This window comes from Klebsiella sp. TF21-TM, assembly GCF_019753495.1.
GTDB lineage: Bacteria > Pseudomonadota > Gammaproteobacteria > Enterobacterales > Enterobacteriaceae > Klebsiella > Klebsiella quasipneumoniae.
Genome location: NZ_JAIJYL010000013.1, coordinates 1 through 14,333, shown reverse-complemented (window position 1 = coordinate 14,333; position 14,333 = coordinate 1). Strand labels below are relative to the sequence as shown.

The following is a 14,333-nucleotide window of genomic DNA, read 5'->3' as shown; positions in this document are numbered from 1 at the left end:
ATGAATGTACCCTTTAGCTATGCATCACCGACGCTGAGCGTTGAGGCGTTAAAACATTCTATTGCCTATAAGCTGATGTTTATCATCGGTAAAGATCCGGCCATCGCCAACAAGCATGAATGGCTTAACGCCACGCTGTTTGCCGTTCGCGATCGCATGGTGGAGCGCTGGCTGCGCTCCAACCGCGCGCAGCTCTCGCAGGAAGTGCGTCAGGTATACTATCTGTCGATGGAGTTCCTGATCGGCCGTACCCTCTCGAATGCCCTGTTGTCGCTCGGCATCTATGACGATGTGAGCAGCGCGCTGGCGGAGATGGGGCTCGATCTTGAAGAGCTGATCGATGAAGAGAACGACCCGGGGCTTGGCAACGGCGGTCTGGGCCGCCTGGCGGCCTGCTTCCTTGACTCCCTGGCGGCGCTGGGGCTGCCGGGACGTGGCTACGGGATCCGCTACGACTACGGGATGTTTAAACAGAATATCGTCGATGGCCGGCAAAAAGAGTCCCCTGACTACTGGCTGGAGTACGGTAACCCGTGGGAGTTTGAGCGCCACAACACCCGCTATAAAGTGCGCTTCGGCGGCCGCATTCAGCAGGAGGGGAAGAAAACCCGCTGGATAGAGACGGAAGAGATCATTGCCGAAGCCTACGATCAGATTATCCCCGGCTTTGACACCGACGCCACCAACACGCTGCGTCTGTGGAGCGCGCAGGCCAGTAGCGAAATTAACCTCGGTAAGTTTAACCAGGGCGACTACTTCGCCGCGGTAGAGGATAAGAACCACTCCGAAAACGTCTCCCGCGTCCTCTATCCGGACGACTCGACCTACTCCGGCCGCGAGCTGCGCCTGCGCCAGGAGTATTTCCTCGTCTCGGCCACGGTGCAGGATATTCTGAACCGCCACTATCTGTTGCATAAGACCTATGACAACCTGGCGGACAAGATAGCCATCCACCTGAATGACACCCACCCGGTGCTGTCGATACCGGAGCTGATGCGCCTGCTTATCGACGAGCATAAATTCAGCTGGGACGAGGCGTTCGAGGTGACCTGTCAGGTCTTCTCCTATACCAACCATACCCTGATGAGCGAAGCGCTCGAGACCTGGCCGGTGGATATGCTGGGCAAAATTCTCCCGCGCCATCTGCAGATTATCTTTGAGATTAACGACTACTTCCTCAAGACCCTGCAGGAGCAGTATCCCAACGATACCGCGCTGCTCAGCCGGACCTCGATTATCGACGAGTCAAACGGCCGTCGCGTGCGGATGGCCTGGCTGGCGGTGGTGGTCAGCCACAAGGTCAATGGGGTGTCGGAGCTACATTCCCGATTGATGGTGGAGTCGCTGTTTGCCGAATTCGCCAAAATTTTCCCGATGCGCTTTATCAACGTGACCAACGGCGTCACGCCGCGCCGCTGGCTGGCGCTGGCCAACCCGCCGCTGTCGAAAGTGCTGGATGAGCATATCGGCCGCACCTGGCGGACCGATCTGAGCCAGCTTGACGAGCTGAAGCAGCATATCGACTATCCGACGGTCAATCAGGCAGTGCGTCAGGCTAAACTGGAAAACAAACAGCGGCTGGCCAGCTATATTGCGCAGCAGCTTAATGTGGTGGTGAATCCGAAGGCGCTGTTTGATGTGCAGATCAAACGCATTCACGAGTACAAACGCCAGCTGATGAATGTGCTGCACGTCATTACCCGCTATAACCGGATCAAAGCCGATCCGCAGGCGGAGTGGGTGCCGCGGGTGAACATTTTCGCCGGTAAGGCGGCTTCAGCCTACTACATGGCCAAGCATATTATTCACCTGATCAACGATGTGGCGGCGGTGATCAATAACGATCCGCAGATTGGCGACAAGCTGAAGGTCGTTTTTATCCCCAACTACAGCGTCAGCCTGGCGCAGCTGATCATTCCGGCGGCAGATCTGTCGGAACAGATCTCGCTCGCAGGCACGGAAGCCTCCGGCACCAGTAATATGAAGTTTGCCCTTAACGGCGCGCTGACGATCGGCACCCTCGACGGGGCGAACGTGGAGATGCAGGAGCACGTGGGCGAAGAGAATATCTTTATCTTCGGCAACACCGCGGAAGAGGTGGAGGAGCTGCGTCGCAGCGGCTATAAACCTCGCGAATATTACGAGCAGGATGAAGAGCTTCACCAGGCGCTGACGCAGATCGGTACCGGCGTTTTCAGCCCGGCGGAACCGGGGCGCTACCGCGACCTGCTGGATTCGCTGATTAACTTTGGCGACCACTACCAGGTGCTGGCGGACTATCGTAGCTATGTGGACTGCCAGGATCGCGTCGACGAGCTGTATCAACATCCGGAAGAGTGGGCCTACAAGGCGATGCTGAATATTGCCAATATGGGCTACTTCTCTTCCGACCGGACGATCCAGGAGTACGCGAAATACATCTGGCATATCGACCCGGTAAGGCTGTAAGCCAGTCAACGCAACACAACGGGGCCATTTGGCCCCGTTGTTTCATTATTGCGGTTGGATCCGGCCTCAGGCGTTTCCCCAGGCCCGCGCAGCCGGGCGCGTTAAGACGCTAACGACAGCTCAGACTTTCCCGCATGCTGCGCCAGCCATTCGCTGATGCGCGCCTGCTGCTCGCCATTCAGCCACATGCCCTGTTTGGTTCGACGCCAGATGGCGTCATCCAGGCTGCGCACCCATTCATGTTCAACCAGATACTTCAGCTCGGCTTCATAAAACTCATGGCCGAAATCTTCCCCCAGATCGCTCAGGGCGCTGGCTTCCTTGAGGATCCACTCGCTGTTGCTCCCGTAGGTGCGGGCATAATGGCGGGCCAGTGATTCACTGATGAACGGGAAGCGACGGCGCAGTTTTGCCGCGTAGTCGTCGCGGTCGCCGCCGATATCGCCGCCTGGGAGCACCGCGGTTTTGGTCCATGCCGGGCCGATCCCTTTGTAATAGGGGGTCAGTTTTTCCAGCGCATGCTCGGCCAGTTTGCGATAGGTGGTCAGCTTCCCGCCGAAGACGGAGAGCAGCGGCGCCTGGCCGTTCTCATCGTGAATATCCAGCGTGTAGTCGCGGGTGATCGCCTGCGGTGAATCCGACTCGTCATCGCACAGCGGACGGACGCCGGAGTAGGTCCAGACGATATCGTTCCGGCTGAGGGTCTTTTTAAAGTGCGCGTTATAGACGTTCAGCAGGTAATTAATCTCTTTATCATCAATGGCCACCGCTTTCGGATCGCCCTTATACTCGACGTCCGTCGTGCCGATGATGGAGAACTCATCCATCCACGGGATAACAAACACAATACGTTTATCTTCGTTTTGCAGAATGTAGGCCTGCTTCTGGGTATGCACCCGCGGCACCACGATGTGGCTGCCCTTGATCAGGCGGATACCGTAAGGCGAGCGGAGATGCATCCCTTCGTCGAAGAACTGTTTGACCCATGGACCGGTGGCATTGACCAGACCGCGCGCCTTCCAGGTAAACTTCTCGCCGCTATCGATATCTTCCGCTTCCACCACCCACAGGCCGTTCTCCCGTTTTGCCGAGATGGCGCGAGTGCGGGTCCGCACCTCGCCGCCTTTGCGGACGACCATCTGCGCGTTGGCCAGTACCAGGCGGGCATCGTCGACCCAGCAGTCGGAATATTCGAAACCGCGCACAATTTCCGGCTTAAGTACCGATTCTGCGCCAAAACGCAAGCCGGTGGATCCCGGCAGACTGGTGCGTTTGCCCAGATGATCGTACATAAACAAGCCGATGCGGATCATCCATGCCGGACGCAGATGCGGGCGATGCGGGAGACGAAAGCGCATCGGGAAGGCGATATGCGGGGCCATTTTTAACAGCACTTCGCGTTCGGCCAGCGCTTCGCTGACCAGGCGGAACTCATAGTGTTCGAGGTAGCGTAGCCCGCCGTGGATCAGTTTGGAACTGGCGCTGGAGGTGGCGCAGGCGAGATCGCGCGCTTCCAGCATCAGTACGGATAAACCACGCCCGGCGGCATCTGCCGCGATACCGGCACCGTTGATGCCTCCGCCTATCACAATCAGATCTTTGGTTTCCACGTTCTTACCCTCTCACACTTTCGTTTAAGCTCACAAATGCTCGATATCGCTCACTATAGCAAACAAACGCGCTTTTGGTAACATCAAAAAAACATTTTGGAGTGATGGGTGTAACATATTGGCGTTTCTTTACCGCCTGACGGTACACTACAGGGTAAAATTGGGCCGGCCACTGCCCGTCATGACGAGAAAGAGAAGAGAACCATGGAACAGTTTGAATGTATCAACGTTGAAGAAGCGCACCAGAAACTGCATCAGCAGACGGCGGTTTTGGTCGATATCCGCGATCCGCAAAGCTATGCGATGGGCCATACGCCGGGCGCGTTTCATCTGACCAACGATACCCTGGGCGCGTTTATGCGTGACAACGACTTTGACACGGCGGTGATGGTGATGTGCTATCACGGCAACAGCAGCAAGGGCGCCGCGCAGTATCTGCTGCAGCAGGGGTTTGATAAGGTCTACAGCGTTGACGGCGGGTTCGACGCCTGGCATCGCCATTTCCCGGCGGAAGTGGCGCACGGGACGTTTTAACGACTGGCAGGTATACTATCTCCCTTTGTGTGGAATAAGCGATTCGCTGCATGTTAATGATTACCTCTTTTGCCAACCCGCGCGTGGCCCAGGCGTTTGTCGATTATATGGCGACGCAGGGGATTATCCTGACTATCCAGCAGCACACCCAGAGCGACGTCTGGCTGGCTGATGAGAGTCAGGCCGGGCGCGTCAGGGCTGAGCTGGCGCGTTTTCTCGAAAACCCGGCGGACCCGCGCTATCTGGCGGCGAGCTGGCAGTCCGGACAGACCAACAGCGGGTTGCGCTATCAGCGCTTTCCTTTCTTTGCCACGCTGCGGCATAACGCCGGCCCGTTCACCTGGGCGATTCTGCTGATCTGCATCGCGGTGTTCATCCTGCAAAATCTGCTGGGCGATCAGCCGGTGATGATTTGGCTGGCCTGGCCCTACGATCCTTCGCTGCAGTTCGAAGCCTGGCGCTATTTCAGCCATGCTTTCATGCATTTCTCGCTGATGCATATTCTCTTCAACCTGCTATGGTGGTGGTATCTCGGCGGCGCGGTGGAAAAGCGCATCGGCAGCGGCAAGCTGGTGGTGATCACCGTCATCAGCGCCCTGCTGAGCGGCTTTGTGCAGCACCAGTTTAGCGGCCCGTGGTTTGGCGGGCTGTCGGGCGTGGTTTACGCGCTGATGGGCTATGTCTGGCTGCGGGGCGAGCGCGATCCGCAGAGCGGTATTTATCTGCAGCGCGGGTTGATACTCTTCTCTTTAGTGTGGTTAATTGCTGGCTGGTTTGACGTTTTCGGCATGGCGATCGCTAACGGCGCGCACGTGGCTGGTCTGGCGACCGGCCTGGCGATGGCGTTTGTCGATACCTTGCATGGGCGAAAACGCGCATAAAGACTTACCGACAGGGGTCGGGTAGGCGACATTTTTCCAGGGATATTTCATGAAACAAACACAACGTCATGACGCCATTATCGAGCTGGTAAAAAAACAGGGTTACGTCAGCACGGAAGAGCTGGTTGAGCAGTTCGCGGTCAGCCCGCAGACCATCCGCCGCGACCTGAACGATTTAGCCGAACAGAAAATGATCCTCCGTCATCACGGCGGCGCGGCGCTGCCCTCCAGCTCGGTGAACACCTCCTGGCACGATCGCAAAGCGACCCAGACGGCGGAGAAAGAGCGTATCGCCCGGCGGGTGGCCAGCGAGATCCCGGACGGGGCGACGCTGTTTATCGATATCGGCACCACGCCGGAAGCGGTGGCGCACGCCCTGCTCGATCACAACGATTTGCGGATTGTGACCAATAACCTGAACGTCGCCAACACGCTGATGGTGAAAGAGGACTTCCGCATTATTCTCGCCGGCGGCGAACTGCGCAGCCGCGACGGCGGGATCATCGGGGAAGCCACCCTCGACTTTATCTCGCAGTTCCGTCTCGACTTCGGCATTCTCGGCATCAGCGGCGTCGACAGCGATGGCTCGCTGCTGGAGTTTGATTATCATGAAGTGCGCACCAAGCGCGCGATTATTGAGAATTCACGCCACGTGATGCTGGTGGTGGATCATACCAAGTTTGGCCGTAACGCGATGGTCAACATGGGCAGCATCAGCATGGTCGATGCGGTCTATACCGATGTGCTGCCCCCGGCGGGCGTGCTCAAGGTCATCACCGATAACAACCTCCAGCTCGAGCTGTGCTAAGCGACAACGGCGTCGTCAGACGCCGTATCCCATCATCTTAAGCAACTGCTGGGCATGCTGCACCGCGTCCTGACGGTGGGCGACGCCCAGTTTCTGATACAGGTTGCGAATATGGGTCTTGATGGTGGTGGCCGCCACGTCAAGCTCGCCGGCAATCTGCTCGTTGCTGTAGCCGGAATAGATTAAGCCAAGCACCTGCCATTCGCGCTGGGTCAGCGGGCTGGTGCGGATAAGCTCCGGCACCTCCGGGTGATTCAGCAGCCGCTCGACGAACCCTTCGTCAAAGTGGGCGAATTTGTGGCGATGATGCTGGTTGATGTCGCGCAGAATGCGCTGGGCGCGATGCTGCTCCAGCTCCGGCAGGGTGTTCAGCTGGATCAGCTGGCGCAGCTGCTGGGCCATCGCCTCGCCTTCAATCACAAAGTGGTTGATAAAGCCGGTGCGGTTGGCGAGCGTCAGGGCTTCCAGCAGGGCTTTCTGCGCTTCGCTCTTGCGTCCTGCCTGCCAGTACAGCTGGTTGAGCAGCAGCAGGTTGCGGTTGAGATCGCTCATCAAACGCAGTGAGCGCGCATTTTCGTTCAGCTCTTCCAGCACCATTTCCGCCGGTTCGAAATCGCCCAGCAGGATCTGCGCGCGGGCAATATTGCGCCACTGGCTCTGCAGGAAGTGGTTATTGGCGAATTCCGGCTTCGGCGTCTGGCGCAGCCAGTTGGCCGCCGCGGTTTTATCGCCGGTCATCTGCCAGTAGATCACCCGCACCTTGTCGGCGTTGGAGACCCAGTCGCTGTGGTAGTGACCGTTACCGAGCAGGTTTTCCAGCCGGTTCAGGTGGCTACGGGCATTATCCAGATCGCCGCGCGCCAGCGAGCATTGCACCATCAGCGCCAGACACTGCAGCTGCTGCTGCGGTTGATAAGTTGAGAGAACCGCCATCCCCTGGCGGGCGCAGGCTTCAGCCTCGTCGAGGCGCGCCCATGCCCACAGCAGCTGAGAGCGGATGCGCAGCAGGAACTCATGCATCGGCAGCTGCTCAAGATGCTGTTCGCGTACCAGATGGAAGGCTTTCTCCTGGCTCTCCCAGGCGGCCTGCAGGAAGCCCTGGGCGAACAGAATTTCGCTTTGCTGAATGATGCTCCACAGGGCGTAATGCCAGACGTCGTGACGGCGGGCCATCTGTTCGGTCTGCTGCATCACGGCGAGAGATTTGGTCAGTTTCCCCTTACAGTGGAGGACTTCGCCATGTACTGAGGTGGCGACGATGCGGCTGTAATAGTTGGCCAGCGGCAGCTCTTCCAGCGCCACCATCGACAGTCGTTCCGCTTCGTCCTGGTCGCCGTCGTTAATCGCCACCTGCGCGCGCAGGGCGTTGAAGTCGCCATGCATCGCGGTATCCATTTCGACGCTCATCTCCTGCTCGGCGCGCGCCAGCAGGGTGTTGACTTCGCTGTAGCGATGCTGGCTCTGCATCAGCCAGGCCTGCAGCAGGATCAGGCGCGGATTTTCCAGCAGATTTGACCAGGGCAGCGCCGACAGCGACTGCTCCAGCAGACCCAGTTCGCTATGGTTGAACATGCCCCAGGCGTGATTGAGCAAGATATCGCGCAGCATTTTGGCATCGCCGGCCGCCAGCGCATGGTGGATGGCCTCGCTGGGGAAGCCTTGCGCCATCCAGCTCTCCGCCGCGGCGCGGTGGATCTCCGGCAGTTCAACCGCCAGCTCCCACTGACAGCGCTGGCGCAGGAAACTGCCAAACAGCGGGTGATAGCGGAACCATTCGCCGGAATCATCCATCCGCTGCAGGAACAGCCCCTGACGTTCGATCTCCTCCAGCTGCATCTGGCCATTCTCTTCGCCGGTGACGCGCACGATTAACGCGTCGTTCATTGAGCGCAGCAGAGAGCTCTTCAGCAAAAAGTTGCGCGTGCGGGCGTCGACGTTATCCAGCACTTCATCCACCAGATAATCCGACAGATGGCTGGCGTTAATCCCGGCGAGGCGACGGGCGGAGTGTTGGGCGGAGGAGTTATTCTGGCGGGCGGAGAGGGCGATGAGCTGCAGCGCGGTGGCCCACCCGGCGACGTCGTCGCACAGCCGACTGCTGTCGTCGGCTTCGATAGGCGACGTCAGACGACAGTCGAAAAATTGTTTCGCTTCCTGGTGGGTAAAGGCCAGCTGCTGGCTGCCAATCTCCAGCAGCTGATCGCGGACGCGCAGGTTGGCAATGCCCAGCTGCGGCAGGTTCCGCGACAGGACCACGAGGGTCATATTCTCCGGCTGATGGCGCAGGAAAAAGCGCATCGCGTCATGGATCACCGGATTATTGATCAGGTGATAATCATCAATGACGAGGTACAGCGGGCGCTGCCAGTCGGCGAGTTCAATAAACAGCTGCGCAAAAAGAGAGGAGAGGCTGGCGTACTGGCGCTTTTGCACCATCGCTTCACTGGCCGCGCAGTGGTTGCCGGTGGCCTGCTGGATCGCCGCGATCAGATAGCTGGCAAAACGCTCCTGCTGGTTGTCGCCTTCGTCCAGCGAAAACCACCCAAGATCGTTTTTACCTGCGGCCCACTGAGAAATGAGCGTTGTTTTACCGTACCCGGCAGGACTGGTGATCAGCACGAGACGATAATTGTTCGCGCCGGAAAGTTTCGCCAGTAAACGCTCACGAACCACGGTGTGTTCAAGGCGAACCGGACGACTTAATTTGGACGGAATCAACATAGTTCTACATTTCGCTGTGCAAGAGAGAGGTTGCGATTTTTTTTGCGCTTCGTAATTAATATCTAATAAGGTCGGTGATTATGAAATTTATTGCAAGTTATGTCCGAAGTTTATGCTCTTGAATTTGCTCTATGTCACAAATTTCGACATTGGTTGCGAATGGGTAAAAATCGCAGGCAGGACTCGTCCTCAGCGGTTTTTAGCCGGCAGCTGGCGGAGCGGGGAGAGATTTATTTTATATCGGGAGTAGTTGTTTGTTTTTATTAAATTATTGTCAGTGATTTCTTAGAAGTAATCTTTTTTGCGGATTAATGTGATGAAATGTGCTTATTTTCCCGGAGGTCGCAATTCATTTTTTTAATAACCAGGCGAAATGCGGGAAGCGTTTTGCCGCGTAGTGGCCTGTAACAAATTTTTACCCTGCACAGGTGACATCTCGACTGTCATACAGCGGTGATTTTTACAGCATATTTTGGCCTTCTCACCCACACTATAGTGGCCAGGATCACACTTTTCGCTCATCCCCGGTACTCCTCCCTGTCTAATCCCCGTCGGGATGAGGACGATGAATCGGGAGGTCGGCACACTAGCGCCATCGTTTTAGTAAAGGACCCGGATCTCATTATGTCACAGACTTCATTTAACAAAGCTCAGTTTCAGGCTGCACTGACGCGTCAGTGGCAGCGTTTTGGTTTACAGTCCGCTTCCGAGATGACGCAGCGTCAATGGTGGCGCGCCGTCAGCGGAGCGCTGGCGGAACTTCTGTCGGCGCAGCCGGTGGCAAAACCAGCGCAAGGACAACGTCACGTTAACTACATCTCGATGGAGTTTCTGATTGGTCGCCTGACCGGCAACAACCTGCTCAACCTGGGCTGGTACGAGGGCGTGAGCGACGCGCTGAAAGGCTATGACGTCAACCTCACCGATCTGCTGGAAGAAGAGACCGACCCGGCGCTGGGTAACGGCGGCCTGGGCCGTCTGGCAGCCTGCTTCCTCGACTCCATGGCGACCGTGGGGCAGTCGGCGACCGGCTACGGCCTCAATTACCAGTATGGTCTGTTCCGCCAGTCCTTCGACGATGGCCAGCAGAAGGAAGCCCCGGACGACTGGGGTCGCAGCAGCTACCCGTGGTTCCGCCATAACGAGGCGCTGGATGTCCAGGTCGGCATCGGCGGCAAAGTCAGCAAAAACGGCGAATGGCAGCCGGCGTTCGTCATTACCGGCGAAGCCTGGGATCTGCCGGTGCTCGGCTATCGCAACAACGTCGCCCAGCCGCTGCGTCTGTGGCAGGCCAAACACGCCCATCCGTTTAACCTGACCAAATTCAACGACGGCGATTTCCTGCGCGCCGAGCAGCAGGGCATCGACGCGGAAAAACTGACTAAGGTGCTGTACCCGAACGACAACCATCAGGCCGGTAAAAAACTGCGCCTGATGCAGCAGTACTTCCAGTGCGCCTGCTCAGTGGCCGATATCCTGCGTCGTCATCATCTGGCAGGCCGCAAGCTGGCCGAACTGGCGGATTACGAAGTGATCCAGCTGAACGATACGCACCCGACCATCGCCATCCCGGAACTGCTGCGCGTGCTGATCGACGAGCACCAGCTGAGCTGGGACGACGCCTGGGCGATCACCAGCAAAACCTTTGCTTACACCAACCATACCCTGATGCCGGAAGCGCTGGAGTGCTGGGATGAGAAGCTGGTGAAAGCGCTGCTGCCGCGCCATATGCAGATCATCAACGCGATTAACGACAAATTTAAACTGCTGGTGGACAAAACCTGGCCGGGCGATAAGCAGGTCTGGGCGAAACTGGCGGTGGTGCATGACAAGCAGGTGCGGATGGCCAACATGTGCGTGGTGGGCGGTTTTGCCGTCAACGGCGTGGCGGCGCTGCACTCGGACCTGGTGGTGAAAGATCTGTTCCCGGAATATAACCAGCTGTGGCCGAACAAATTCCATAACGTGACCAACGGCATCACGCCGCGCCGCTGGATCAAGCAGTGCAACCCGGCGCTGGCCACGCTGCTGGATGAGACGCTGAAAAAAGAGTGGGCCAATGACCTCGACCAGCTGATCAATCTGGAAAAATACGCTGACGATGCGGCATTCCGTCAGACTTATCGCGATATCAAGCAGGCCAACAAAGTTCATCTGGCTGAGTTTGTGAAGCAACGTACCGGGATTGAGATCAACCCGCAGGCGATTTTCGACATTCAGATCAAACGTCTGCACGAGTACAAGCGTCAGCACCTCAACCTGCTGCATATCCTTGCGCTGTACAAAGAGATCCGCGAAAACCCGCAGGCCGACCGCGTTCCGCGCGTCTTCCTGTTCGGCGCGAAAGCGGCGCCGGGCTACTATCTGGCGAAAAACATTATTTTTGCCATCAACAAGGTAGCGGAAGCGATTAACAACGACCCGAAAGTCGGCGATAAGCTGAAAGTGGTCTTCCTGCCGGACTATTGTGTATCGGCTGCGGAAAAACTGATCCCGGCGGCGGATATCTCCGAGCAGATCTCCACCGCGGGCAAAGAAGCCTCTGGCACCGGCAACATGAAGCTGGCGCTGAACGGCGCGCTGACCGTCGGGACGCTGGATGGCGCCAACGTGGAAATCGCCGAGCAGGTCGGTGAAGAGAACATCTTTATCTTCGGCCACACGGTAGAAGAAGTGAAAGCCCTGAAAGCGAAAGGCTACGATCCGCTGAAATGGCGTAAAAAAGACAAACTGCTCGATGCAGTGCTTAAGGAGCTGGAGAACGGCACCTATAGCAACGGCGATAAGCATGCCTTCGACCAGATGCTGCATAGTCTGCTGCAGGGCGGCGACCCGTATCTGGTGCTGGCCGATTTCGAAGCCTACGTGGCGGCGCAAAAACGGGTAGATGAGCTGTATCGCGACCAGGAGGCCTGGACCCGCGCGACAATCCTCAACACTGCGCGCTGCGGCATGTTCAGCTCCGACCGCTCGATCCGCGATTATCAGCAACGTATCTGGCAGGCGAAACGCTAAAGGAAGGCCTATGGAGAGTAAACGCCTCGATAATGCCGCGCTGGCGGCGGGCATCAGCCCCAGCTATATCAACGCGCACGGCAAGCCGCAGTCTATCGCGGCTGTCACCAAACAGCGTCTGCTGGATGCGATGCATCGCTCAACCGCCGCCACGAAAGTGGCGGTTAACCCGCTGCCGAACGTGAAGATCTTCACCCACGGCAAAAAAATGTCGCTGCCGGTGGCAGGACGCGGTGAGTATCAGTGGATCCTGACCACTGAGGACGGTAAGCAGTATCAGGGTAAAACCCGCGGCGGCGAGACGCTGCCGCTGCCGGCCAGACTGCCGGAGGGGTATCACTCCCTGACGCTCACCCAGGAGGGGGAGCGCTGGCACTGCCGGACCATCGTCGCCCCGGCCCGCTGCTATGAGCCGCAGCCGCTGAAAGAGGGGAAAAAGCTGTGGGGCACCTGCGTGCAGCTGTATACCCTGCGTTCGGAGAAAAACTGGGGGATCGGCGATTTTGGCGATCTGCGCGCCATGCTCCCGGAAATCGCCCGCCGCGGCGGGTCGTTTATTGGCCTCAACCCGATCCATGCCCTCTATCCGGCGAACCCGGAGAGCGCCAGTCCGTATAGCCCGTCTTCACGGCGCTGGCTGAACGTCATCTATATCGACGTCAACGCGGTTGAAGATTTCCAGCGTAGCGAAGAGGCGCAGGCGTGGTGGCAGTCCGCTGCGACCCAGCAGGCCTTGCAGGCGGCGCGGCAAACGGATGATGTGGATTACACCGCCGTGACCACGCTGAAAATGACCGCGCTGCGTATGGCGTGGAAACGATTCTCCCGTCGTGAAGATGAACAGATGACGGCGTTCCGCGAGTTTGTTCTGCGCGAAGGGGAAAGCCTCTACTGGCAGGCCGCTTTCGATGCGCTGCACGCCTGGCAGGTTCAACAGGACCCGCTGCGCTGGGGCTGGCCGGCCTGGCCGAAGGCCTTTCAGGATATCGACAGCCCGGAGGTGAAAGCCTTCTGCGTCGAGCATGAGGACGACGTCAGTTTCTATCTCTGGCTGCAGTGGCTGGCCTGGAGCCAGTTTGCCGCCTGCTGGGAAACCAGCCAGCGCGACGGGATGCCGATCGGCCTCTACCGCGATCTGGCGGTGGGCGTCGCTGAAGGCGGGTCGGAGACCTGGTGCGACCGTGAGCTGTACTGTCTGAAAGCGTCCGTGGGCGCGCCGCCGGATATTCTGGGTCCGCTGGGCCAGAACTGGGGCCTGCCGCCGATGGATCCGCATATTATTGCCGCTCGCGCCTATGAGCCGTTTATCGACCTGCTGCGCGCCAATATGCAGAACTGCGGCGCGCTGCGTATCGATCACGTGATGTCGGTGCTGCGTCTGTGGTGGATCCCCTATGGTGAAACCGCCGACCATGGCGCTTACGTTCAGTATCCCGTCGACGATCTGCTGTCGCTTCTGGCGCTGGAAAGCCAGCGTCATCGCTGCATGGTCATCGGCGAAGATCTGGGCACGGTACCGGTGGAGATCGTCAGCAAGTTACGCAACAGCGGCGTCTATTCGTATAAGGTGCTCTATTTTGAGAGTGATGCAGAGAAAACGTTCCGCGCGCCGGCGCTGTACCCGGAGCAATCAATGGCTGTGGCGACGACGCACGACCTGCCCACCCTCCGCGGCTACTGGGAAAGCGGCGATCTGACGTTAGGCAAAGCGTTGGGTCTCTATCCTGATGAGGTGGTGCTGCGCGGGCTGTACCAGGACCGTGAGCTGGCGAAGCAAGGGCTGCTGGATGCGCTGCATAAGTACGGCTGTCTGCCCAAGCGTGCCGGCCATAAGGCCTCCCTGATGAGCATGACGGGGATCCTCAACCGGGGGATGCAACGTTATATTGCCGACAGCAACAGCGCCCTGCTGGGCCTGCAGCCGGAAGACTGGCTGGAGATGGCGTCGCCGGTCAATATTCCGGGCACCAGCACTGAGTACCCAAACTGGCGCCGGAAGCTGTCCGTCACCCTTGAGCAGATGTTTGCCGATGAACAGGTCAATAAGCTGATTAAGGATCTGGATAAACGGCGCAAGGCGGCGAGCAAAAAAGCCGCCTCCTGATGACTCCCCGCCGCGCGCACCTCAGCGCGGCGAAGAGTATGTCCGATAAAAAAGGATTGCCCCCCCCCGGGCGGGGCGGCCCCCTCTTTTTTTCGGGGTGGCGTCCACCCCCCCCCCCCCCCCCCCGCCCCCCCCCCGCCCCTGCCGAAAGCGTCGCGCCTTGACGCTTTCTTCTCACGCTTTCTCATTCCGCAGGCCAGCGCCTGTTCAGC

At 58.4% G+C, this 14,333-nt stretch carries 8 protein-coding genes; 6 read left to right on the top strand and 2 right to left on the bottom strand.

Features of this window, described 5'->3' with window-relative positions; genetic code table 11:
- Complete coding sequence (glgP, locus tag K5R89_RS14000) at nt 1–2,448, top strand: glycogen phosphorylase (RefSeq protein WP_023291212.1); 2,448 nt, start codon at nt 1–3, stop codon at nt 2,446–2,448.
- A 101-nt stretch (nt 2,449–2,549) separates the two neighbouring features.
- On the opposite strand, the gene glpD is transcribed toward glgP, so the two are convergent.
- Complete coding sequence (gene glpD, locus K5R89_RS13995; protein ID WP_117127841.1) at nt 2,550–4,058, bottom strand: glycerol-3-phosphate dehydrogenase; 1,509 nt, start codon at nt 4,056–4,058, stop codon at nt 2,550–2,552.
- 204 nt (nt 4,059–4,262) lie between these two features.
- Between glpD and glpE the strand changes: the two genes are divergently transcribed.
- Genes glpE through K5R89_RS13980 form a run of 3 tightly spaced genes read left to right on the top strand, consistent with a single transcriptional unit; the run spans nt 4,263 to nt 6,281 of the window.
- Nucleotides 4,263–4,592, top strand: coding sequence for a thiosulfate sulfurtransferase GlpE (glpE, locus tag K5R89_RS13990; protein WP_023291211.1), 330 nt, complete (start codon nt 4,263–4,265; stop codon nt 4,590–4,592).
- A 50-nt stretch (nt 4,593–4,642) separates the two neighbouring features.
- Nucleotides 4,643–5,473 carry a rhomboid family intramembrane serine protease GlpG gene (gene glpG / locus K5R89_RS13985; protein WP_004151408.1) on the top strand — a complete coding sequence of 277 codons (831 nt, stop codon included), beginning with the start codon at nt 4,643–4,645 and terminating at the stop codon, nt 5,471–5,473.
- Nucleotides 5,474–5,522: 49 nt separating this feature from the next.
- Nucleotides 5,523–6,281, top strand: coding sequence for a DeoR/GlpR family transcriptional regulator (locus tag K5R89_RS13980; protein ID WP_002920548.1), 759 nt, complete (start codon nt 5,523–5,525; stop codon nt 6,279–6,281).
- A gap of 15 nt (nt 6,282–6,296) precedes the next feature.
- Here K5R89_RS13980 and malT read toward each other — a convergent pair whose 3' ends face one another.
- Nucleotides 6,297–9,002 (bottom strand): HTH-type transcriptional regulator MalT, encoded by a 2,706-nt coding sequence (malT, locus tag K5R89_RS13975; RefSeq protein ID WP_023291210.1) that lies wholly within the window; start codon nt 9,000–9,002, stop codon nt 6,297–6,299.
- Between the two features lie 624 nt (nt 9,003–9,626).
- Between malT and malP the strand changes: the two genes are divergently transcribed.
- Entirely contained in the window at nt 9,627–12,017 is a 2,391-nt protein-coding gene (malP, locus tag K5R89_RS13970; RefSeq protein ID WP_023291209.1) for a maltodextrin phosphorylase, read from the top strand.
- A 10-nt stretch (nt 12,018–12,027) separates the two neighbouring features.
- The gene (gene malQ, locus K5R89_RS13965) at nt 12,028–14,121 is read left to right on the top strand and encodes a 4-alpha-glucanotransferase (protein ID WP_023291208.1); all 2,094 of its coding nucleotides are present in this window, start codon (nt 12,028–12,030) and stop codon (nt 14,119–14,121) included.
- The last annotated feature ends 212 nt before the right edge of the window (nt 14,122–14,333 follow it).